The following is a 24090-nucleotide window of genomic DNA, read 5'->3' as shown; positions in this document are numbered from 1 at the left end:
GCTCGGCTGAAATTGGAAGTCTAAATGCGATTGCCCTGGCAATCAACCGGCTTGCCGGCCACGGGCGAATTCGGATATGCTGCCGTCAGATTGGTGGGAAACCATAACATACTGGGGATCGAAATCATGAATGCTCTACACCAACTGCTGACGGGTGCGCTGTGCCTGTCCGCAAGCGCCTTCGCAGCGCCGGTCTTTGAGGTTCACAACATCTTTCCGCCGCAAGAGAAGCATGTCCACAGCAGTAGCATCGTGGAGTGTCCGAATGGCGATCTGCTCGTCGCCTGGTTCCACGGAACCGGCGAGCGCACCGCGAACGATGTGGTGATTCAGGGCGCGCGGAAAAAAGCCGGCGCCGACGCCTGGAGCCCCGTCTTCCTCATGGCCGACACACAGGACCTGCCCGACTGCAACCCGGTGCTCTTCGTTGACGCCCGGGAGCGTCTGTGGCTCTTCTGGGTCCCGGTCGTGGCGAATGGCTGGCAGCATTGCCTGCTGAAATACCGCCGGGCCGAGGACTACCAGGGCGAGGGCGCGCCAAACTGGTCCTGGCAGGATGTCATCATTCTGAAGCCGGGCGATGGCTTCCCCGACGCGATCAAACGTGGCTTCGACGAACTCGGCGCCGTGGAGGGTTGCTGGGCGGAGTATGCGCTGCCCTACGAGGAATACCTGGTGGAGGCCGCCAAGGACAAGATGAAACGCCAGAAAGGCTGGATGACGCGCAACCACCCCACCGTCCTGCCGGACGGGCGGATACTGCTGCCGCTCTATTCCGACGGCTTCAACCTCTCGCTTGTCGGCTACACCGACGACCTCGGCGAAACCTGGCATGCCAGCGCGCCCATCGTCGGCTATGGCCCCACCCAGCCCACCATCGCGCGGCGCAAGAGCGGCGAATTGGTCGCCTGGTTCCGCGACGAGGGCAACGCCCCGCAACGCGTGCAGATTTCGACCTCGAACGACAACGGTCTGACCTGGACGCCCGCAATGGATATCGACATCCCCAACCCCAGCTCCAGCCTGCAGGTGATTGCGCTTCACGATGGCCGCTGGCTCATGCTCTGCAACGACCTCGAAGAAGGGCGCGACCGGCTCGTCCTCAAAGTCTCCGACGACGAAGGCGCAACCTGGGCGAGGACGCGCCTCGTCGAACAAGCGGACGGCGACGCACAGTCCTTTGAATATCCGTCCATGATCCAGGCCCGTGACGGCATGCTGCACCTCTCCTACACCCGCAAGAGCAACGCCGGCAACACCATCGCGCACACGGTAATCGGAGTCGACTGGCTCGACGCGGAATAATAGCGAAGCAACAGCGCAACAGGCCCTCGCGCCGCCGGCCTCCGAGTCACGCGATCACGCACACCCAGGGGAGGGTATCCGCGCACACCCGCCACACCCCGGGCGCCATACCCACCGTCCAACCAGCCCCCCGCCAACGACAAAAACCCGATCGCGGAGGTGCGTCCCGGCCGGGGTCACACCGCCCTCCCCCCGTTATGTCCTGTCTTGAAGGCCCCGTTCGTCGATATAACAAGATAGGAAATGATATTCACAAAGGAGCCTTCCCATGTCCACCACCGCCGAAACCACCACCGAAGCAGAAGTCCGCACGATCATCCAGGAGCGCGACCGCGCCATTGCCTCCCGGGATGTTGACGCCATCCTGAATTTCTACGCCGATGACCTCGTCTATTTTGACGCCATCCCGCCCTTTGTCGCGCGGGGCCGAGAAATCCTCCGCCAGGGCTGGGAGCAGTGCTTCCCGCACATGCCCGAAGGATTCCGGATTGTCTCCGAAGACCTGCGCGTCTTCGCCGGCCCCGGCATGGCCGCCGCGCACTGGCTCTGGCGCTTTGTCGACCTGCCCGTCGATCACCCCGCCGCCCAGACCCTTCTCCGCGCCACCGCCATCTTCGAGCGCCGCGGCAATGCCTGGGTAATCGTCCACGAACACGGCTCCGTGCCCTTCGACCCGTACACGAACCAGGCGGTCTTTGCCCGGGAGGCATAGCGCCCCGCATTCAGGTAGAATATGCGGGGTAAGCAGCGCGGGCAGCGCAAGGGAGCCGAATGATGAAATTCATGTGTATCGCCTACGAAGAGGAAGCCCTGTTCCACGACATGCCCCCGGAGGACTGGCAGGCCCTCCGCCAGCAGACCCTTGATTACGTCCAGTTCCTGCTCGACAACCAGCGCCTCATCACCGCGCACCCGCTCCAGAGCGCCACGACCGCCGCCACCGTCCGCGTGCGCGACGGCAAAACCGCCATCACCGACGGCCCCTTCGCCGAAACCAAGGAACAGATCGGCGGCTTCTTCCTCATCGAAGCCGCCGATTTCGACGAAGCCCTCAAGATCGCCGAAAAATGGCCCTCGGCCCAACTCGGCACGATTGAAGTGCGCCCGATCGAGGAAGAACTCCGCACAGAGCGCCGCTACGGCTGAGGGGACGGGCTCCCGCGTGCCTGCTCCGAAATTTCAAAGGGAGCCATGGGTGCCACGTTCAAGCTCCGCGGCTCCGCCGCGAAGGCTTGAGCGTGCGAGACTCCAGAAGAGCGCCAACAGTCAGCAGCGGTATTTCATCATTAACGGGTGACACGAAGCGCCATGAACGGCTGTACCCGTGAAAAGCGTCAGCCGTCCCTGTAGTCCCTGCCGTCCCTGCAGTCCCTGCCGTCCCTGCCGTCCCTGCAGTCCCTGATGTCCCTGCAGTCCCTGCCATTCCCCCAACCCCATCAAGGAAACAGCGCCGCCAGAAACTCCGCCTCCGTCCCGTCAAACCGGGCCTCCGCCAGAAACTCCAATCCCCGCTGATTCCCCCACGAGTAGTTGACAATCAGCTTGCCCTCAAACTCGCAATAGTCGAAATCCGAGTTGTTCCGGTTCTCCGCCAACGCGATCTCCGCCCGTTGTTCCGGCGTCAAATTCGGGTTCGCAATCCGCTTGTCCTCGTCGCCCCACATCAGGAACGGATGCGCCGGCGTACGCTCCCAGTTTATGAGGTCCCGCGAACGCACCACGCTCTGCGCGTAGCCGCCCCGCATCGACTCGAGGTAGAAGTTGTAATAGTACCCGTCCCGGTAGCGCAGGCAATGCGGCGCCGTGTACCGGTCTTTGGAATAGGTGCACTCCGGCGGCGTCAATTCCCACGTGCGGAGGTCCTTCGACCGCGCAAACCGCGCCGTGAACCGCACCCCCGCCACTTCCTCGGGTTTGCCCACCTCAAACATCAGCAGGTAGCCCTCCGGGTCCCTGCAAAGCGACGTATTGAAAATCCCGTACCCCGGCAGGTCCAGCGCGGTCCACTGCTCCCAGGTCTCCAGGTCCTTCGACACGAACACCTCGACCTTCTCGCCATCCCAGATATCCACCGCCGTCACAATCGCCGTGTCGCCATCCACAAACGCGCTCCCCAGGTGATAGCCCCCCGCAAAGGCCGGCGTCGCCTCGCCCGTGACATGGTCGACGAAACGTGAATACGAATCGCCCGTCGTGTTGGGCTTGTACCGCTCCCGAACATACTCGTACCGGTACACCCGCCCGTTAAACACCACCGGCGTCGTCTCCACCAGGTCCACGTCAATCGTCCCCAGCTTCACAATCTTTGGGCCCTCGGCGGCCTCCGCGCGTGGGGCGAGCGCCAGGAGGAGCGCGGCGAGTGTCAGGGCAATTCGCATGGGGATTCCTTCGTAGAAGGCGCGGCGCATTGATTCGGGCGGCGCGCGCATTGCGGCGTGTCAGGGATATTGTTTAACAGCGCGGGGCCGGCGCACAAGTTTGTGGCGAGGGGGAGGGGACTCGCTTCGCTCGCCACTGGGCCATCGAATAGCATTTCCTAGCCACGAAGTGGCGGCATAACGTAGCCCAGGGCGCAGCGAAGCAAGTCCTGGGATCAAGGCCCATCCCCGCCCCATAAGTCCCGGAGGGGCGACATAGGCGCGTTCTGGATTCACGCCTCCTCCCATCGGTAAACTCCAAAAACAACACTATACTGCAATGGCGCACATCACGGGAGGCCACCATGTCACAGACACACTGCAATCTCATCTACCACCTTGTCTTTTCTACCAAGGGCCGCGTACGATTTCTTACGCCCAATCTGCGCGGGGACGTGCACCGCTACCTCGCGGGCGCGGTGCAGGGCGTGGACGGCATCCCCCTCATCATCAACGGCACCGAAGACCACGTTCACCTTCTGGTGAAATTGAGCCAGAACCACGCACTCAAGAACGTACTGTCCGAAATCAAATCCAACAGCTCCGGCTGGATTCACCGCACCTGGCCGGCGCTCTCCGATTTCGCGTGGCAGGCGGGCTACGGCGCCTTCACCGTGAGTGCGAGCCAGAAGGAAACCGTTTATCGATACGTCCAGAACCAGGAGGTCCATCACGCCAAATACACGTTTAAGGCGGAGTACCTGGGATTCTTGAAAGCCCACGAGGTGGAATACGATCCGCAGTACATCTGGGACTGAACGGACGCGGGGCCTATGCCGCCCCGTTGGGACTTTCTTAGGCGCTGTGCGCGGGTGACCCAGGACTCGCTACGCTCGCCACTGGGCTACGATATGGCGCCGCCTCGCGACTGATTCTTGCGTTGGCCCCCTTGGGTGACGGGGTGTGGGCCGAGTATGGTTTCCGCATTGCGACCCTTCGGGGTCCGCGTTTCTAAGCAGAGCGGGGGAAGGCGCGAAGGGACGTACCCCGATCGATAGCCCTGATGCACCCAGGCCCCGTCGACCGTGGCGTACGATCGCGCGGAATGTCGCACAGCCAGGTTCAAGGGGTATTTCCCCACCGGAGTCGCCAGCAGAATCCAAGCCTCACATCATAAACCCGGTTCTCGAGCGCAACCCCGACCGCAATCACCATCGGCAGCCCGAGGGTGCCACCCTCAAGCTCTGCGGCTTCGCCGCAAAGGCTTGTGGGTGCCCCGCCACGACCATCTCTTAGCCACGAAGTGGCGGCATAACGTAGCCCAGGGCGCAGCGAAGCAAGTCCTGGGATCAAGGCCCATCCCCACCCCATAAGTCCCGGAGGGGCGACATAGGCGCGTTGCGGCCCTCCGAAGCAGAGCTTGGGGGACTGCATTCCCAAGCGGAGCCTGGGAACGAGTGTATATGGCGCTGCCTCGCGACTGATTCTTGCGTTGGCCTCCATGGGGGATGGGCGTGTGGGCAGCGCATGGTTTCCGCAATGCGACCCCTCGGCGCGGATTCCTGCGCTGGCCGTTCGGTTGGGGGTACGGCTCCCATCAGGGCGTGCTGTAGGCCAGAGCGTAATCTCTCGACCACTCACCAGCAACTGGACGTCGAGCGCCGGTTTAGCCACGAAGTGGCGGCATATCGTAGCCCAGGGCGCAGCGAAGCAAGTCCTGGGATCAAGACCCATCCCCGCCCCATAAGTCCCGGAGGGGCGACACAGACGCGTTACGGCCCTTCGAAGCGGAGCTTCGGGAACTGCACTCCCAAGCGGAGCCTGGGAATGAGTGAATAACATTTCTTAGCCACGAAGTGGCGGCATATCGTAGCCCAGGGCGCAGCGAAGCAAGTCCTGGGATCAAGGCCCATCCCCGCCACATAAGTCCCGGAGGGGCGACATAGGCTTCGAAACAGAGCTTGGGAACGGGTGACGATTCGCTATGGCGAGTCTGCTTTGGTAAGAAGACTTCGATATTCCGACAAGCCTCGAGCACCCAACCAGTGAATGACGTTCTCGGCTCGCGCTGACAAGTCTTGAGACTCGCTATCAAGACACTTCCGCAACAAGCGCTTTACATCTTTTCGCCAGCTGGAGATTTCCCACCCCTGCTCATCTCCTTCCATCATTGATTTCAAGCAAATCAGTGCCGCAGGTAAGTCTTGATCCGAGCAATTGGAAAGCCTCTTCACAACTAGGTGAGCGGAACGAACTTTCTTTGAGGACTGCAAGGCCCAAACCAGTTGATCCAATGCCCAGTCTTCTTCAAATGCATCGGAAACGAACCAAGATCCAAATGCGGAGATTTCCTCTTTGTACTTGTCAACATCAGGAGCATCGTCAATAATCTTTCGTCTGTCACGCCAAAGATGCATGAGACGACTTTTCAATTTGGGCAGTTCGTCCTCCGGGCACCCGTTAGAGAATTCGCCTGCATAGTCAATGGCTTCGCTTCTTAGCCGGTCTTCTGCATTCTTGAAAAATTGAGACAGCATGCCCTCGATATTGGCGTTCTCCAGTATTCCCCATACGTAGTAGGTGATTAGGTGCTGCCCAAGTCTTGCGCCCTGGTCGAAGCCGTCAGCGTTCTCATCAGGTGATGGGGCCAGATGCTCGACCGCGTATCGATAGACTGGTGCGAGTACACCGAGTAATTTAGTGCTTGGTTGGCAGAAATACATGAAGGCACTCCATGCGCTTTCCTCGAGAGTAGTTCTTCTGCTGATCCCAAAGATGTTCGATACATTAGCTCTTGTCCACCCCTCATCTAGCCAAATGAGTTGCGGAATATACTGCCCATAGTTTGAGCGTATCGCGGGTGAGGGGTCCTTTTTGGGGTCCAGGTGACATTCCAAGACGGAAAACACCTCTGGTATCTGCTCAACCCAGCTGACGGCGGCTCCGTCCTCTTCTAGGCCGGCCAGACGATGCCGTTTGACCCACAACGCATAACCAATGGCGGCGCTGATTGCCCGGCCTCGGACGACGTTGAGGGATAGATTTATTGGCCCCATATTCGTTCCCCCATATTCTGCTTCGTACTCGGGCGTTGGGTCAGAGTCTTCACAGAGTGTCTCTAGAACAACCCAAACATCCTGGCGATGCTCGAACGGTATCTCCGACTCGCATGGGTTGAGCCCAGTCTCAAGCAGTGACGCAATGCGCTTTCGAGTCCAACTCCACCCGGGGTCACGATCTCCAGTATAGTCGTCCGTATCAGGTTCGTCTCCATGCTTCTCCACAACCCACTGAGCCAGTTTCAGTACTGCTCCCCAAGTGATGTAGGACGCTTTCTTGATGGCATTTTCAAGTCCTCCAAATAACGCCCGAACATAGGTCGGATCGAGCTCAATTAATTGTTCGGCCATCTGCGAAAATCTCTGACCATCGCGTTCGACAGCGGTTCTGAGCGTACGAGCCAACCCCTCTATAGTAGGCTCCATCAAATTGCTCTTCGGTATCCACGTGGATATATATTGAATGATTTCCGCGTCAGTGCGCTCACCAAGCTCTTCGGGCGTGCAAGGGCCAAGTGGTCCGAACCATGTATGGCAAATCTTCGGTGGCCTCTGAAAGGTAGCGGTACCTTCCGAGCCTACTTCTTCGAGGAGTCGACTGTACTCAACTTCGTATTCTCCAAAAATATGTTCTCGGCAGACGTGATAGCGGCGACACTTCCAAGATTTGACATATCTTTCTTTCTCCTCCTGACCGTCCGACATATAGGCCGGCAAGTCGGGCGGGCCGTTCTGAATCCAGCGAAAAAGAGTATTGCGCTCGTCTTTAGACATCGATGCAAGAGAGCCTTGCAAAAGGTTGAAGTATTCGCTCTCAATCCCACCATTTTGGAATAACTTTGGATCGAGTACGTATCTTCTGCAGAGAGCAGGAACTGATTCGGTTACTCTTGTCAATGTATACAGAGCAATGCGAGTGAAGATATTCCAATTGTTGGAATCTAGAATCTCTAGTACCTTTGCAAGATTGTTTAGGTTTTGGGACACAGCCTGCTCGACTACTTGAAGCAAGGTCTTCGCGAGTAGAACCCTGGTGTCTCCTCTGGATACTTCATCGAGCTCCTCCAGATTCGGCAATTGAAAGTCCAAATGGTCGTTCGGCTGGAGAGAGCTCGGATCTCTGTGTGAAAGCCTTATTGCCTTCGCCAGGAGGTTGGAAAACAGCCTCACAGAATCGATACCTGCCACTGCCACCAAGTCCGGCACATTGGTCCCTAGCACTTTTTCGTACCAATCTCGAAGCCTCGGCTTGGGGCGCGGGGAGGAGGGAATTCCAAACTCGGCGTCGGCATCAGCATCAGAGTTCACATCGGCATCTACAAATCTTGGATCCGGTATAATATCGAGCAATACCTGTGCAAACTCTAACGCCTGCGTGACCTCACCACCTTTCGCAAGATGGGAAATCAAAGCTCCATAATCCTCAGCAAATGTGCCTAGGTAGCTTTGCGTCTTCAACCACTCACATTCTATTCTTGTCAACGGTGCAGCCATATCTGCTGGGATCTTGAGGGCTGCTTCTACGATGTCTGCGTGAATGAATGGGTTGTCCGTTTTTGGAATTCCTTGGAAGGCGGTAAGAACTTCTTGGGGTCCTGATGCGGCTATTCGTGCCAAGTACCGAGACTCCGGCCAACGAAGCCAGTATTCGCTCCCGTCTCTTCGGATTGTTGAAAGTGGGTTGGAGAAAAAGCCCTTTTCTCGAAGCGGAAGAATCCACTCCGGTGAGGATAAATTTGAAAAGAAATAATCGTATTGACTATAGCCCTTGCCGATAAGGTCGACAGCTCTATCGATAGTGGCTTGGTTAATCATTTGATTCACCGTGCGCTATGAGCGAATCGATTTCGTCCATATCACTAAACGTTCGGGGCGATAGCCTGTCAAGCAGGAATCGTTCGAGTTCGTCTAGATATTGGGAAAACTCATCCCAGGAAGGGTCACCGCCATGATGGGCAATGCCGACGAAGTAGTCGCGCAACTTGAACCAAAGGTCCACATGGATTCTTTCTATGTCCTTCGGTAGTCGACCTCGAGCAGGGTCTAATGCGAATAGCGTCTCTGCGGCTTCGTCCTTGCGTCGGGGCATATGTACTCTTACCCAATCAATGAAAGTGTGCATCTGTGTCAGGAATTTTGAAAGAGGTCCATCAATCTCACCCGACCACTTACATGATTCTATGCAGTTGCTCTTGGACGAGACCGTTGCCCAAGCATCCTCAAGTTCCCGAACTTTGCTCCCAAGATTCTGTTTATACGCTTTTAGGTCTACCTTGAAGTGTTGAGGCAGCTCCGTCAGTAGCTCGCGAATGCCATGCGCTGCGAGAGCGAGTCTATTGCAGTTTTCGGAGTCGAGTATCTGAAGGCTGCCCAGATAGATTCTGGCCAATCGACGGTCACGATCCGTGAAGGCCTCGTAGAGTGCCCTCTGCTGCCCGCGCAGGCTCCCCACAATCGCCTCCTGAGGTTGGTGATTCAGTTTTCCTTCAGTTCTCACTAATAGCCTCCCTCTGAGATGCGACCAAGTAGTCTCCACTGTGCAAGGAACGTATACGTTAGGGTGAAGCCTTCTCGATACGATCAATTCGACTGTACAATTTGATAACTTCCCGCCGCCAGCCTCATCTTCCCATCACTTTCCACCGCAATCCCCGCCTCCGCCAACGCCCTCCCACCCTCGGTCACCACCGCACCCTCGCCGACAGGCAGCTCCAATGTCGCCGTCGTATTCGCGGGTATCGTCACGTTGCATTCCAATCCCGACTCCGTCTTCTTCCACGCCACCTTAATCTTCCCTCGAATCGAGTCATACTCGGCTTCGACCCATTCAATCGGGGCGAAATCCGGATTGCTCCCCGCACTCGGGATGCCGGGGCGGAGGATGATGTGTTTGTAGCTTGGGCCGTCGGTGTCGATGCCGGCGAGGTCGGTGAACATCCATTCGCAGACGGCGCCGAAGGCGTAGTGGCTGAAGGAGTTCATGCCGGCGACGAAGCCGCCCTCGATGGTGTAGCTGTTCCAGCGCTCCCACACGGTGGTTGCGCCGTTGACGACGGGGAAGCCCCAGGAGGGATATTTTCGGTTCTGGAGGAGGCGGACGGCGAGGTCGTGGTGGCCGGTGTCGGTGAGGGCGGGGAGGAGGGGATGGGTGCCGATGAAGCCGGTGCTCATGGCGTGGTTTTCTTCGGCGATGAGTGCGGCGAGGCGGTCGCCGGCGGCCCCGCGCTGGCCCTCGGGGAGGATGCCCACGTTGAGGGCGACGGCGTAGGCGGTCTGGGTCCGCACGGCCAGGCTGGCGTCGTCGTTCAGGTAGTTCTTGACGAAGCGGGCCTGAATTTGTCTCATCCAGTCGCGATATTTCGCGGCGTTTTCCGTCTTGCCGATGGCGTCGGCCATTTCGGCCATGCGGCTGGCGGTGTAGTAGAAGTAGCACGCATCGATGTATTCGATGGGGGTCTTGCTGAGGGAGAGCCAGTCGCCCCAGTCGTTGCCGGTGAAGACGCCCTGGAAGTCGGGCGCGAGGCTCCGGCGGAATTCCATGAAGCGGGCCATGGCGTCGTAGTGGCGCTCGATGACGCGGGTGTCGCCGTAGGCCTGGTAGACGGCGTAGGGCACGATGACGCCTGCGTCCATCCAGCCGGTTCCCCAGGAGATGCCGTCGCGGCCGTGGTTCATGGGGTGGGGCGCGTACTCGGGGTACGCGCCGTTGGGCTTCTGGGCCTCTTCGAGGTCCTGGATCCACTTGGTGAAGAAGGCGCCCACATCCGCGTTGATCGTGGCGGTGCGGGCGTAGATCTGGGCGTCGCCGGTCCAGCCGAGGCGTTCGTCGCGCTGGGGGCAGTCCGTGGGCAGTTCGAGGAAGTTGGCGCGCTGGGTCCACACGATATTGCTGAAGAGCTGGTTGACCATGTCGTCGGAGCAGGCGAACTGGCTGCGGAGCGGGGTGTCAGAATGGATGACCACGCCGGTGACGGTGTCGGGCGTGGGCGCTTCGGGCAGGCCGGTCACCTCGACGAACTGGAAGCCGTGGAAGGTGAAACGGGGCCGCCAGGTTTCGCCGTCCGGGTCGCCCTTGAGGATATAGACGTCCGTGGCCAGGGCCTTGCGGAGGTTTTCGGTCATGAGCGTGCCGTCCTGATGGAGCATTTCGCCGTGGCGCAGTTGGACGCGCGTCCCGGAGGGACCCTTGACCTTCAATTCGACCACGCCGGAGATGTTCTGGCCCAAGTCGACGATGTAGACGCCGGATTCGATCTCGTTGATGGATTTCGCGGCGATCCGTTCGATCGGGCGGATGGGAACGCCGGGGTGGGACTGGTAGACCGGCGGCTCCTGGAAACCGAGCTCGACGGTTTTGCCGCCGCCCTGATCCCAATAGGGGACCCGGATGCTGCCGTTGTCCTCGGCGTGGATGGCGGATTTCCAGGCGGCGTCGTCGAAGCCCGGCGCATCCCAGCCGGGCATTTCCAGGCGCGCGTCGTGGGTCTCGCCCATCTGCATGTCCGCGATCAGGATCGGTCCCGTAGCGGTTTTCCAAGTGGGATCGGTGATGACGATCTCCTTCGAGCCGTCGGCATACTCGATTTCGAGCTGCGCCTGGAAGGCGGGGGTCTTGCCGTAGAAGGCGCGGCCGGATTTGTTGGGGCCGTAGCCCACAAGGAGGCCGTAGCCCAGGTAGCCGCTGTACCAGCCGTCCGCGAGGATGGCGCCCCAGGTGTTGTCGCCCTGCTGGAGGCGGGTTGTGACGTCGTAGGTGTGGTAGTAGGCGCGCTGGTGGTAGTCCGGCCAGCCGGGCGCGAATAGCTGGTCGGTGATGCGTTCGCCGTTCAGGGAGAATTCGTAGATCCCGAGCGCCGTGGCATAGATGGTGGCGCGCTTTATCTCCTTCGGCGCGGCGAAGTCCTTGCGGTAATAGCGCGCGGGCGGCAGGACCATCTTCTCCTGCGACGCATCGAAGGGCGTGTCGTCCTTGAAGCTGATCCACGCCGCCGTCCATTCGGCCTTGTCCAGCAGGCCCATGGACCACGCGGCGGGAGCGCTCCATTCGCCCTGGGCGCCGTTCATGTCCCACGCGCGGACACGCCAGAAGACCTGCGCGCGGGAATGCAGCGGCGCGCCGCCGTAGGGGATGTGGAGGGTTTCGTCGCTCTCCACCTTGCCGGAGTCCCAGCGATCGGCATCGCCCGCGGCAAGTTTTTCCGGGGTGGAGGCCGCCTGAATCTGCCAGGCGGTCTGGCGCTGTCCGCGTTCGCCGGAGGTGACGATCCAGGAGAGGCGCGGGACGGCGACGTCGATGCCGAGGGGATTCTCCAGGTACTCGCAGCGAAGGCGCTCGGGGGTGAGAGTGGCGGCGGCTGTGGAAACAAGCATGGCGAGAAGCGCGAGGGCTGAAGTGGGCGAGCATAAGGCGCGGCGATGGAGCATGATTTCATTTCCTATGGGTGCGGAACGGTGCATTTTCACGGCATATAGTACCGCATCGGGAGCAGCCGGAAAAGGGGCGCAACGGAGGCCGAAGCCGGGCGGCGGAAGCCCCAGGGCATCTTGACAACCCCGGAGAGGCTGTGGGAAAGTTGAACTATGAGTAATCTTCTAGCGGAATGAAGCTGGCTTGATTCCTCGACGACACAATCCTGCGCCGCAACGGAAGTGCGGACGAATGGGAGCGCGGGCGGCCCGCCCGCAACGCGCCGGAGGCGCGAATCTGTTAAACAGCGGTAGTTCGGGTATGATCGTCTCCCCGATCAAATGTGCCGATATTGCCAACACGCCATGCACCTCTGGTGCATTGCAGGCGGGGACGCCTGCGCTCCCAGCCTTGCGCGCTCTCGTCGTAGTATCGCGGCATGACAAGAATGGGCTGGCGCCATTTCATACGGCTAAAGTGTTACAACTATGAAGACCACGGTAACTATAGATGACGACTTGCTGGAAGTAGCGCGCGAACTCGCGCGGGCAAGGTCCGTGTCTCTTGGCCGGGTTCTTACCGATCTGGCGCGGCAGGGGCTTGCGTCCACGACCGAATTTGACCGGCGGCCCGAAACGGGGTTTCCCATGTTCCGGGTGGCCCCGGGGGCGCGTCCCATTTCGATTGAGGACATGCATCGGGTCGAGGAAGAGGATTGAGCGTCGCCCTGCTCGACGTGAACGTTCTGCTGGCGCTTGCCAGGCCTACTCACCTTCACCACGACGCCGCCCACCGGTGGTTTATGGACAATCACACCGCCGGTCGGGCCACTTGTCCCATGACGCAGTGCGCCTTCGCGCCCTCGGACAGCGCGCTGGCCGAATCCTTGGAAGTCATCGCGATCGAATAAACTCAGGGGCAATACGGTACTCCCTGCACGGGAACACGTGCGCACCTGTTGACCGGTGGCGTGTTGTCGTGCCACTATGGCGTCCCTCAGGTATTCGGGACTGCGTATCTTGGGAGTGCAGGGCATGATTGAGGTGCTTCAAGAGGCCATCCGGCCGGTAAATTTGCCGTACACCATCCTGTTTGGTCTCTGCGGGTTGTACTGGCTGACTTACATCGCGGGCGCGATCGGGGCCGATCTGCTGGATTTCGATCTGGGGGATGGCGACGTGGACGCCGACGGCAGCGGTTGCCTCGGCCTGGGGGCCGTGATGCGGTTCGTGTACGCCGCCGATGTGCCGGTCACCCTGGTGGTTTCCGTGCTGAGCGTCTCCATGTGGTGCCTGTCGATTCTCACCAATTACTACACGGGCAACGCGAGCCTGTTGCTGGCGGCGGTGCTTTTTGTGCCGATTTTCCTGGCCGGGCTGGTGCTCACCAGGTTTTCGCTGAAGCCGTTCGTGCCGTTGCTCAAAAACTTGTTCGACGAGTCGGGCGATTCGGTTCAGATTATCGGGCAATTGTGCGTGGTGGCCTCGCTGGAGGCCACGCCGAAGCGCGGGCAGGCGGAATTGCCGATGAAGGGGGCCCCGCTGCTGCTCAACGTGAAGACCCGCGAAGGCGTCACCATGCGTAAAGGAGACGAGGCGGTGGTGGTCGCGCGGGAGGAAGATGGAACGTACATTATCGCTCCCTTTGAAGGAAGCGTGAATAAGACGGAGCCAGACGCGGTATAGGGCATCGCGACGGCGGCGGGCTCCGGCCCCGGATTGACAACAACTACTCACCAACGGATCGATACTGGAGGGTTTGAAAATGCAGGGACTCATTGGGATAGTGGCGCTCTTCGTGGGCGTCATTGCGGTCGCCATTATGGTGATGGTGATCAAATGCTGGCGGAAGGTCGAACAGGGCACGGCGCTCATTATCACCGGCGGCAGCAAGCCCTCGGTGCATTTCTCGAAGGCAATCGTATTGCCGCTGATACGCCAGCATGAGGTCATGGACATCTCCGTGCGGCGCATCGAGATCTTCCGGCACGGCGCGCAAGGCCTGGTCTGCCAGGACAACGTCCGCGCGGACATCAAGGTGGCGTTCTTCGTGCGCGTCAACAACAACGAGGAAGACGTGCTCAAGGTGGCGCAGTCCATCGGCGCGGCGCGCGCGTCGGAGGAGTCGAAGCTGGAGGAGCTGTTCGACGCGAAGTTTTCCGAAGCGCTGAAGACCGTGGGCAAGAAGTTTGATTTCATCGCGCTGTACACGTCGCGGGAGGAGTTCAAGGAAGAGATCCTCAATATTATCGGTCGGGACCTGAACGGGTACGTGCTGGACGACGCGGCGATCGACTACCTCGAACAGACGCCGATGAACCAGCTGGATCCGAACAACATCCTGGATTCCGAGGGCATCAAGAAGATCACGGACCTGACCGCGCAGCAGCAGATTCTGGCGAACAGCATCACGCGCGACAAGGAAAAGATCATAAAGAAGCAGGACGTGGAGGCGCGGGAGGCGATCCTGGAGCTGGAGCGCCAGCAGGCGGAGGCGGAAGCGAAGCAGCTGCGCGAGATCGAGTCCGTGCAGGCGCGCGAGCAGGCCGAGGCCGCGAAAATCAAGGAAGAGGAGCGCCTGAAGTCCGAGCGCGCGCGGATCACCACCGAGGAAGAGGTGGCGATCGCGAACGAGAACAAGGACCGGCAGGTGATCGTGGCGCTGCGCAACAAGGAGCGCACGGACCAGGTGGAGAAGGAGCGCGTGGAGAAGGACCGCATGCTCGAAGCGACGGAACGGGAGCGCGTGGTGGCGCTGGCGGCCATCGAGAAGGACAAGGCCATCGAGGTGGAGAAGAAGGCGATCCAGGACGTGATCCGCGAGCGGGTGATCGTCGAGCGGGCGGTGGTCGAGGAGCAGGAGCGCATCAAGGACACGCAGGAATTCGCGACCGCCGAACGCGCCAAGAAAGTCGCGATTACGGCGGCCGAGCAGAATGCCCAGGAAGCCCTCGTCAAGGAGATCAAGGCGGCCGAGGCGCGCCGCGACGCGGCCCGGTTCAGCGCGGAAGAGCAGGTCATTTCGGCCGAGGCGCTGCGCGACGCGAGCGAGCGCGAGGCGGTGGGCAAGAAGCTGCTGGCCGAGGGCGTGACGGCGGAGCAGGCGGCGGCGGGCCTGGCGGAGGCGGCGGTGATCGAGAGCAAGGCCGTCGCCGAGGCGAGGGGCCTGGAAGCGCGCGCGGCGGCGACGAAGAAGCAGGGCGAGGCGGAAGCCGAGGTGATGCAGCTTAAGTTCGAGGCCGACGCCAAGGGCATCACGGACAAGGCCGAGGCGATGAAGCTCTTCAACGAGGTCGGCCGCGAGCACGAGGAGTTCAAGCTCAACCTGGAAAAGACGAAGGCCATCGAACTGGCGGCTATCGCGGCGCAGGAAGAGATCGCGCGCCAGCAGGCGGCCATCCTGGGAGAGGCCCTCAAGAGCGCCCGGATCGACATCGTCGGCGGCGAGGCGCAGTTCTTCGACAAGATCACGAGCGCGATCACCAACGGGAAGTCCGTCGATCGCCTGGTGGACAACAGCCGCGCGTTGACCGACGTGAAGAATACCTTCTTCAACGGCGATCCGGCCTATTTCAAGGCGCGGATGGAGCAGTTCACGCAGCAGTTTGGCATCGGCAGCGAGGACGTGAAGAACCTGTCCGTCGCGGCGCTGCTCAACAAGATGCGCGGGCTTGCCGAATCCGAAGCCGACGAGGGCGAGTTCGACATCCTCGCCGGCTTGGCGAAGCAGTTCGGCTTCAGCAAGAAGAAACTCAGCCAGATCCTCTGATGGGCGCAGGCCCGAGGTTCGCGTGATGGAATCACGAGGGAGATGCACCCATGGCTGAAGTGGAAAAGATGGCTCCGGCCCCCGACGCGCTCGACGGAGCGGGCGGCGACAGCCTGGAGGCGGGCGCGTATGAAATCATACGCAACCGCCTCGCGAAAGGCGGGAAGGCGCTCCAGGAGCGGCTGGAAAAGCTCAACGCCGCGCGGAAGGCCGTTTTCGGCGCGATCGAGACGAAGCTGCTCGCCACCGAGCACATTACGACCGATCACAGCTGCATTCCGCGGGATATGGCGCCGATCGGCGACCGGTTTATCTTCGGGTACAACGTGCACATCGGCCTGAAGTCGCAGATCGCGCTGGAGGACGTGTTCTCGGTCTACCGGCTCGACGGGCGCACGCTCGTTCGCGAGCCCCTCGACCTGATCGGCGACGAGACCTTCGCGCGGGACTTCCAGGAGCTGTTCAAGTACTACAAGAACACCGTTTTCGCCAAGTTCTCCTTCATCGGCCCGCACCTGTTCATGGTGTTCCGCGTGGGGAAGAACGTCACGGACGTGAAGGTCTTCAAGTGGGCCGTGGACGGCGACGCGCTGCGGTATATGGACAACCGCAGCGATCACGAGTACCGCTTTCCGCCGCAACACGAGTTCGAGTGGAAGCGCACCCACCGCGACATGCACTACCAGGGGCGCCACCCGCACGTCTCCATCGAAGACCGGGTGTTCGTCGAAACCGTGGGCGGCGACCTGACGGTGAAGGTGGAGAACAACACCGAAAGCGGCCTCGGCATCTATCAGGAGCCGGTGGAGGACAAGGACCAGACGCTGGACGATGCGGAGTTCTTCTACGCGATCGTGGGGAACCTGATCCTGCTCAAGATCCGGCCGTACCAGGAAAATGCGTGGCGCTACCTGGTCTTCTGCGAGAAGAACCAGAAGGTCTACCGGATCGACGCCATCCAGGAATCCTGCGTGCTGCTTCCCGAGGAGCACGGGATCATCCACGCCAACGGGTACGTTTTGCAGACCGGCGAGCAGAAGTCCTTCGGCGGCGGCTACCGGGACATGCTCTTCGAAAAGCGGCTCCCCTCCAGCAACGGGGAGGACTATCTGTTCGTCTTCTACAACCGGGAGAAGGGCGACTACGTCCTGCTTTCCTACAACGTGATCACGCAGACCGTGGACACGCCGATTCCCTGCAACGGATACTCCATCTTCAAGAACGGCGAGATGATCTATTTCAAGGCGGCGCCGGAAGCCCAGCGGAATCACGCCCTGCAGATCTGGCAGACGCCCTACCGCAGCGCGGACCTGCCCGTTGCCGAGCAGTCGGACTCCATGCTGTTCAAAATTGGCAACAAGGATATTGTCCGCGGCATGGCGGACTGCAACGAGGTGCTGAATCTCATTGCCAAGGAGGATAGCTACGCCAATCTCTACGGCGATATCGTCAAGAAAATCAGCGTCATGTTTGACGTGTACCACTGGATCGGGAACGAGGAAACCTTCAATCTGAAGGTCGACCTTAGCGCCATCCGGGATGCCGGCCAGGCGGCGATCAGCGAATTCGAGAAGGTCTCCAACGCGCGGCGGAACGCGAAAGAACAGCTCGCCGCCGCCGCCGCCGAGGCCGACGAAATCACGAAAGCGGCGGGCGCGCGTTTGTTCGAGAGTATCCACGACTTTGTGGACTCGCTCGCGGGCGTGCGCGCGTGCCGGGGGCGCATCATCGCCCTGCGCGATGTGAAATACATGGACCTGCCCGCCGTGGAGGCGCTTCAGGAGGGGCTGGCGGGGCTGGCGGAGGATCTCGGGCAGCGCTGCGTCGAGTTTCTGCTGCGCCCGGAGTCGCTGGCGCCCTACGAGAAAGCCGTTCAGGGTCACGCCGGCAAGATCGACGGGCTCCAGAAGGTGTCGGACGCCCGCGCGCTCGGCGAAGAGATCGATCGGCAGGCGGCGGACCTGGAATTGCTGATCGACGTCGTGAGCAACCTGCGTATTGAGGACGCGACCCAGCGCACGGCGATTATCGACGCAATTTCGGAAATTTTCGCCACGCTGAACAAGACGCGGTCGCACTTGAAGAACAAGACCCGCGACCTGGGGCGCTCCGAGGGGATCGCCGAGTTCAACTCGCAGATCAAGCTGCTGAATCAGGCCGTGGCGAACTACATCGACCTGTGCGACACCATCCCGAAATGCGACGAGTACCTCACGCGGGTGATGGTGCAGATCGAGGAGCTGGAAGGGCGCTTCGCCGAATTCGACGAATTCGTGATGCAACTCACGGAGAAGCGCGAGGAGGCGTACAACGCGTTTGAATCGCGGAAGATCCAGCTCCAGGAGCGCCAGAACAAGCGCGCGACGGCCCTCATGCAGGCGGCGGACCGTATCCTGAACGGTATCAAGAGCCGCGTGGCGACCTTCAAGGCAGTCGAGGAGATACACGCGTACTTTGCCTCCGATCTCATGATCGAGAAGGTGCGCGGCATCATCGACGAGCTGCGGGATCTGGGAGACACCGTCAAGCTGGATGACGTCCAAAGCCGGCTGAAGACCATCGGCGAGGACGCGGTCCGCCAGCTCAAGGACCGGCTGGACCTGTTCACCGAGGGCGAGAACGTCATCCGCTTCGGCGCGCACAAATTCACGGTCAATACGTTTGACCTCGCGCTGACCACGGTCATGCGCGATGGGGAGATGTATTTCCACCTGGCCGGAACGAACTACTTCGACCCGATCCGGGACGAAGCGTTCCTGGCCACGCGCGATCTGTGGTCCCAGGAGGTGATGTCGGAGAACGATTCGGTATACCGGGCCGAGTACCTGGCCTACTTAATCCTGGAGGAGACCCGTGCGCCGGGCGGGATGGAGCTGGAGGAGCTCCGGGCGATGTCCCCGGAGGCGTTGCAGGCCTTCATCCAGAAATACATGGGATCGCGGTATTCCGAGGGCTATGTAAAGGGCGTGCACGATCACGACGCGGCGCTGATCCTTCGCGCGCTGCTCGATATGGAGGCGTCAATCGGGCTGCTCGCGTTCCACCCGATCGCCCGCGCGCTGGCGTCGGTGTTCTGGCATCAGTTCCGGGAAGAGGAGACGAAAGCGCGAATAGCAAGCACCTTGAAGGGCTTCGGCGTCATCCGCGAACTGTTCGGCGACGCGGAGGCGCAGCGCCATTACACGGCCGAACTCCACGGGCTGATTGATGCGTACCTGGCGGAAACCGAGGCCTTCGACCCGATCTGGGCGGGCGAGGCGGCGCGGTACCTGTTCGAGATCCTGGTGCGCGGCGGCGGCGCGGCCATCAGCGAAAACGCGGACCGGCTGTATCAGGATTTCCTGATGCACCTGAAAAAGAACGACTTTGCGGCGCGCTTCGAGGCCTCCCTGAACGAGGCGCGGCCCAACCCGAACAGCGCCTTCCTCCTCTGCCGCGACTGGGCGGGCGCCTTTGTCCGGAGCCGGGGCGTGGCGGTGGAGCGGGATTATGTCGATGAAACCGCCGCGTTGATCCTGACGGGCGACCACGACATCAGCCGCATCATCCACGCCACTTCGACAGCGGAGCTGTCGGGCCTGGCGGGCAGCCACGCGCTCCTGGAGGGCGGGAAGTACCTGCTGAATTACAATACGTTCATGGCCCGCCTGGCGGCCTACCGGCAGGAGACCGTGCCGCGCTACGAGGCCTATGTCGCGCGGAAGAAGCAGCTCGTGGAGGACGAGGCCGTCGCGTTGCGGCTGGACGAGTTCAAGCCGCGCGTCCTGACGTCCTTCGTGCGGAACCGGCTGATCGACAACGTCTACCTGCCGCTGATCGGCGACAACCTGGCCAAGCAGATCGGCGCGGCGGGCGACCAGAAGCGCACGGACCGGTCGGGCATGCTGCTGCTGATCTCGCCCCCGGGCTACGGCAAGACGACGCTGATGGAATACATCGCGAACCGTCTCGGCCTGATCTTCATGAAGATCAACGGCCCCGCGCTCGGGCACCAGGTTACCTCGCTCGACCCCTCCGAAGCGACGAACGCCGCCGCGCGCGAGGAGCTGGCGAAGCTGAACCTCGCGCTGGAAATGGGCGATAACGTGATGCTGTATGTGGATGACATCCAGCACTGTAATCCGGAGTTCCTCCAGAAGTTCATCTCCCTGTGCGACGCGCAGCGGAAGATCGAGGGCGTGCACAAGGGCCGGACGCGCACCTACGACCTGCGCGGCAAAAAAGTGGCCGTGGTCATGGCGGGCAACCCCTACACGGAAAGCGGCGAGAAGTTTCAGATTCCCGACATGCTGGCCAACCGCGCCGACACGTATAACCTCGGCGAGATCATCGGCGACAGCGCCGACGACTTCGAGACGAGTTACCTGGAGAACTGCCTGACCTCGAACCCGGTGCTGAACCAGCTCGCGGCGCGCAGCCAGGACGACGTCTACGCGATTATCCGCATGGCGCAGACGGGCAGCCGCGAGGGCATCGACCTGAAGGGCAGCTTCTCGCTGGACGAAGTCAACAGCATGGTGAACGTGATGAAGAAGTTGCTCTTCGTGCGGGACACCGTGCTGACGGTGAACAAGGAGTACATCCGGTCCGCCGGCATCCACGAGGACTACCGCACGGAGCCCGCGTTCAAGCTCCAGGGTTCCTACCGCAACATGAACCGCATCGCCGAGCGCGTGCTGGATCTGTTGAACGACGCCGAACTGCGCACGCTGATCAACAGCAGCTACGAGGGCGATTCACAGACGCTCACGAGCGGAGCCGAGGCGAACATGCTCAAGTTCAAGGAGCTGACGGGCCAGCTGAGCGAGTCCGAGGCGGAGCGCTGGGCCAGCATCAAGAAGACCTTCACGAAGAACCTGAAACTGAAGGGGCTTGGCGACGATCAGGCGGTGGGCCAGGTGCTGGTGCAGCTGGGCAGCATTAACGACGGCCTCGAATCTATCGCCGCCGCCATGAAATCCGGCGCGGCGCAGATGGCGGCCTCCCGTGAGGCAACGGAAGCCGCGCCCGTGCACGAGCCCGTTCCGACGACCGTGAACGTCGTGTCGAAAGTGCCCGCCGCGCTCGTCGGGGTGATGAGCGAGCAGTTCAAGCTGATGCAGGGCTGGCTCGCGCCCATCTTCAAGGAGACGCGCGAGCAGACGGAGGAGATGAAGCGATTGAAGGCGTTGATGGACGAGAACCTGGAGCGGTATCAGGTGTTGTTGGATGAGCTCCAGGACAAATGACAGTTGCAGTTGAAAAAGGACAGGGACCTAAGGGACTAAAGGGACGTAAGGGACCTGGATGAAGTGAATCATTGAGGGCCGGTGAACGGGCGCGGCATTTTGCCGGGGGCCCACGCAATACGGCCCAAATAGAGGGTGTTTTCAGGTCCCTTCGGTCCCTTCGGTCCTTTACGTCCTTTTGGCCCTTTGAAAGGGAATTGAGTGTCCGAGCCCCCAACGCCAGAACCGGCCCCAACCCACACCCCTTCGCTCCATGATGTGGACGAGCGGTGGACGGTGCCGTGGGCGCTGGTGGAGGAGACTTCGGCGCCCGGCGGCGGTGAGGCGCTGGCGTGGCATGGGCGGGAGGAGGACTTCTCGCACGTGGGGTATGCCATCGCGCGGCCGATGCTGTACTCATCCGATGGCGCGCCGGTGGAACAGGAGGCGTCGTGCATCGATACAGCGCTTCCAGTGGGCGAACCGGATTTTGACGGGGCGCCGGCGCTTCCGCACTGGGCGACCTACGCGAACCTGACCCCCGTGCAGCGCGCGAACTACCTGAAGTGGCTCGCTTCCGGCCGCCGGGGGCCGCTGCGCGACATCAACTACGCGTTTTTGTACTTCTACGGCCTGGAGCGCCATGCGCTCATTGATCGCGGCGAGCCCGAGGATATCCTCCGGGCGCTAATGGGCCTCTTGAAGCACTACGACGGAAACGCGTCCTTTTTCAGCTGCGCGTCGCGGCTGGCGGCCTTCCTTTTCGCCACGAAGGGCATCGAAAAGCTGAAGCCGGCGTGGTTTGACCGCCTGTTCGTGAAGCGCGCGGTCCCGCTGCACAACGATTCGATTTCCGTGGCGCTCACGTGGCTCTACGCGCGGAAGAAGCCGCTGCCCGCGCCGCTGGCCTTCGAGATCGCGCGGCAGGACCTGCGCTGCCCGCATGTCGAGGCGTTCCGGGCGAACCGCGAGGCCTTCGAGGCGTGCTTTACCGCGGCCTACACCGAGGAATTCGGCGCCGGGATGCGCCTCCAGCGCGCGGAAAAGAACCACACGTGGAAATACCGCCCCGTGAATCCGGCGCTGCAAAGCTGGGAGCATTTCAGCAAGCTCTGGTCGGTGACGTCGACCGATGTGGCGGCGGAGCAGGCGCAGTTTGAGCCGCTCGTGGCGATCTGGCGCGCGTGCGCGGGCGAGGCGGCGGATTCGCCGTGGACCGCGCTGGTGGACGCGCATCTGAGCCGCGATGGGCGGATTCTGGTTCCCGTTCGGAAGCTGGCGGCGCTCGCGGGCCAGGCGACACCCGGCAAGGGTCCAATGCCGCTTCCGGTGTGCGAGCGCATCGTGTCGGCGGCCGGCGCGGCGGGATTCGAGGCGCTGCCGAATCCGCGGCTGCTCCTGCGCCCGTGGAAGGGCGGCGAGCGTGTGGCGCTGGTGCGTTTGCCCGAGCAGCCCTGCGCGGAGGGGGAGCCCTGGTACCTGGCGGGCGCGCTGCTGCTCGCGCTGGGCGCCGCCATGGCCGAGGCCGACGGCGAAGTGGACCACATTGAGGTGCTGCACGTCTCGGAAATCGTGAATTCGCTGTATCACTTCAACGATTTCGACAAGCACCGGCTCGGCGTGCTCCGGAAGCGGCTGCTGAAGTATCCGCCGAAGCTGGCGAGCCTCACGCGGCGCGTGCGCGCGATCCTATCGGAGGACGAGCTCGCGGAAGTCGGAAAATTCCTCGTGGGGGTTGCCGGGGCCAATTTCCGCATCCGCGACGAAGAGCGCCTCGCGCTGCGCCGCGCGTACCGGGCCTTCCGCATCCCGGTGACAGCCCTGGACGCCCTGCTGGAGAAGCTCGAAGGCGATCCGGGCCCCGATGGCGCGCGCGCGGTGCGGGAGGAGGTTCTGGCGGGGTTAATGCGCGAGACGCGTGACTTCGCGGCTCGGCTCGGCATCGCCATGCAGGCCCTGGAGAAGACGGGCGCGAAGGACAACGCGCGCGGGATCTGGTATGCGCGCAAGCCGCCGGCGGCCCCCGAGATTACGCGCGACGCGGAACCGGACCCCTACCGCGACGCGCTCTACGCGCTGTTGCGGCGGCCCGACTGGACCGAGGCGGACTTCATTGCGCTGGGCGAACAGCATGGGGTTTTCGTGGCGGGTGCGGTGCGGGGCGTTGATGCGTGGGCCAGTGAGTTTTCGGGCGGAGATTCAGTCCGTCTTGCGCTGTCTCCTGACGAAGACTGGGATTGACTTTACAGCCGGTGTGAGGACTGGCGCGAAGGGACGTTCGCATCCCGCGGGGCGACGCCGAAATTCGAAAAATGCGCCAACTGGCGCCGCTACAGATCGCCTTCGCCGATCGCGGCAACTCTCATGATGTGCCGTTGCAGCCCCAACTTCAGCGCCTTCCCGCCATGCACCGGAACGGAAATACGGGCCACCTCACCTGCTTTCGCATAGACATGGTGACTTCCGTTGATTCGCTTGAGCACCCATCCCCTCTCTTCCAGCAGCCGGCACACTTGCCTTCCGCTTACGGGCTTCAAACGGTAAGCTCCAGTACTCTATCCGTGGTGGCCATTTCGATGTCCTGAAGGTCCACGGACAGACACCCTTCGATCGCCTCGTGAAGGTTTTCCATCAGTTCGTCCAGGGTGTCGCCCTGGGTCGCGCAACCGGGGATGGCGGGCACTTCGGCCCAGAATCCGCCTTCCTCCGCTTCGTGAACGATAACTTTCAGTTTCATTTCGGCTTCCTTATATTCCGCTGCCAATGGATTTTCCGGCGGCCTCTATGGCGCGTGCAACGCGACGTCGCTACCGACAATCTATGGCGCATCCAGTTTGAGCGTACGGGATTATTCACAGGCGTTTCTTCGTGCCCGAATTTTCCGGAACCGCCAATGTATGCCGGTTGGAGCCTCAGTTGGTGAAATCGTATCGACTGGTCTTTCGGCCCGAAGGGCCAGTGCAGCTCCCAGCCCTGGGCAACGCCCA

The 24090-nt window shown here is 61.4% G+C and carries 16 protein-coding genes; 10 read left to right on the top strand and 6 right to left on the bottom strand.

Annotated elements, in window-relative coordinates; genetic code table 11:
* The first annotated feature begins 126 nt into the window (after positions 1-126).
* From KF886_07265 to KF886_07255, 3 genes are all read left to right on the top strand, one after another.
* Positions 127-1305 (top strand): exo-alpha-sialidase, encoded by a 1179-nt coding sequence (locus KF886_07265; protein ID MBX3177140.1) that lies wholly within the window; start codon positions 127-129, stop codon positions 1303-1305.
* A 268-nt stretch (positions 1306-1573) separates the two neighbouring features.
* Positions 1574-2017, top strand: a complete 444-nt coding sequence (locus KF886_07260; protein MBX3177139.1) for an SgcJ/EcaC family oxidoreductase — start codon at positions 1574-1576, stop codon at positions 2015-2017.
* 62 nt (positions 2018-2079) lie between these two features.
* A complete protein-coding gene (locus tag KF886_07255) occupies positions 2080-2451 on the top strand; it encodes a YciI family protein (protein MBX3177138.1) in 372 nt (123 codons plus the stop codon).
* A gap of 290 nt (positions 2452-2741) precedes the next feature.
* Here the strand turns inward: KF886_07255 and KF886_07250 are convergent, their stop codons facing one another.
* Complete coding sequence (locus KF886_07250) at positions 2742-3683, bottom strand: hypothetical protein (GenBank protein MBX3177137.1); 942 nt, start codon at positions 3681-3683, stop codon at positions 2742-2744.
* A gap of 344 nt (positions 3684-4027) precedes the next feature.
* Between KF886_07250 and tnpA the strand changes: the two genes are divergently transcribed.
* Positions 4028-4480, top strand: a complete 453-nt coding sequence (gene tnpA / locus KF886_07245; GenBank protein MBX3177136.1) for an IS200/IS605 family transposase — start codon at positions 4028-4030, stop codon at positions 4478-4480.
* Positions 4481-5644: 1164 nt separating this feature from the next.
* On the opposite strand, the gene KF886_07240 is transcribed toward tnpA, so the two are convergent.
* The 3 genes from KF886_07240 to KF886_07230 form a co-directional block, all read right to left on the bottom strand.
* The gene (locus tag KF886_07240; GenBank protein ID MBX3177135.1) at positions 5645-8536 is read right to left on the bottom strand and encodes a hypothetical protein; all 2892 of its coding nucleotides are present in this window, start codon (positions 8534-8536) and stop codon (positions 5645-5647) included.
* Positions 8529-9218, bottom strand: a complete 690-nt coding sequence (locus tag KF886_07235) for a hypothetical protein (protein MBX3177134.1) — start codon at positions 9216-9218, stop codon at positions 8529-8531. The genes KF886_07240 and KF886_07235 overlap by 8 nt, the downstream gene beginning before the upstream one ends.
* Positions 9219-9301: 83 nt before the next feature.
* On the bottom strand, positions 9302-12091 hold the full coding sequence (locus KF886_07230; protein MBX3177133.1) for a glycoside hydrolase family 78 protein: 2790 nt from the start codon (positions 12089-12091) through the stop codon (positions 9302-9304).
* Positions 12092-12616: 525 nt separating this feature from the next.
* Between KF886_07230 and KF886_07225 the strand changes: the two genes are divergently transcribed.
* The 6 genes from KF886_07225 (at position 12617) to KF886_07200 (ending at position 23344) form a co-directional block, all read left to right on the top strand.
* The gene (locus KF886_07225) at positions 12617-12847 is read left to right on the top strand and encodes a hypothetical protein (protein MBX3177132.1); all 231 of its coding nucleotides are present in this window, start codon (positions 12617-12619) and stop codon (positions 12845-12847) included.
* Positions 12844-13038, top strand: coding sequence for a hypothetical protein (locus KF886_07220; GenBank protein MBX3177131.1), 195 nt, complete (start codon positions 12844-12846; stop codon positions 13036-13038). The genes KF886_07225 and KF886_07220 overlap by 4 nt, the downstream gene beginning before the upstream one ends.
* A 124-nt stretch (positions 13039-13162) precedes the next feature.
* On the top strand, positions 13163-13813 hold the full coding sequence (locus KF886_07215) for a hypothetical protein (protein MBX3177130.1): 651 nt from the start codon (positions 13163-13165) through the stop codon (positions 13811-13813).
* Between the two features lie 79 nt (positions 13814-13892).
* A complete protein-coding gene (locus KF886_07210) occupies positions 13893-15896 on the top strand; it encodes a flotillin family protein (GenBank protein MBX3177129.1) in 2004 nt (667 codons plus the stop codon).
* Between the two features lie 68 nt (positions 15897-15964).
* Entirely contained in the window at positions 15965-21124 is a 5160-nt protein-coding gene (locus tag KF886_07205) for a DNA repair ATPase (GenBank protein MBX3177128.1), read from the top strand.
* A 201-nt stretch (positions 21125-21325) separates the two neighbouring features.
* Complete coding sequence (locus KF886_07200; GenBank protein ID MBX3177127.1) at positions 21326-23344, top strand: TerB N-terminal domain-containing protein; 2019 nt, start codon at positions 21326-21328, stop codon at positions 23342-23344.
* A gap of 89 nt (positions 23345-23433) precedes the next feature.
* Here KF886_07200 and KF886_07195 read toward each other — a convergent pair whose 3' ends face one another.
* Together KF886_07195 and KF886_07190 are read right to left on the bottom strand one after the other, a co-directional pair.
* Positions 23434-23640 (bottom strand): type II toxin-antitoxin system HicA family toxin, encoded by a 207-nt coding sequence (locus tag KF886_07195; GenBank protein ID MBX3177126.1) that lies wholly within the window; start codon positions 23638-23640, stop codon positions 23434-23436.
* Complete coding sequence (locus KF886_07190; GenBank protein ID MBX3177125.1) at positions 23637-23840, bottom strand: type II toxin-antitoxin system HicB family antitoxin; 204 nt, start codon at positions 23838-23840, stop codon at positions 23637-23639. Before KF886_07190 ends, KF886_07195 begins: the two co-directional genes overlap by 4 nt.
* Positions 23841-24090 lie beyond the last annotated feature (250 nt).

This window comes from Candidatus Hydrogenedentota bacterium (assembly GCA_019637335.1).
In the GTDB taxonomy this organism is placed as follows: Bacteria; Hydrogenedentota; Hydrogenedentia; order Hydrogenedentales; family JAEUWI01; genus JAEUWI01.
The sequence above is the reverse complement of the archived record's forward strand: the minus strand, read 5'-3'. Positions and strand labels throughout refer to the sequence as shown.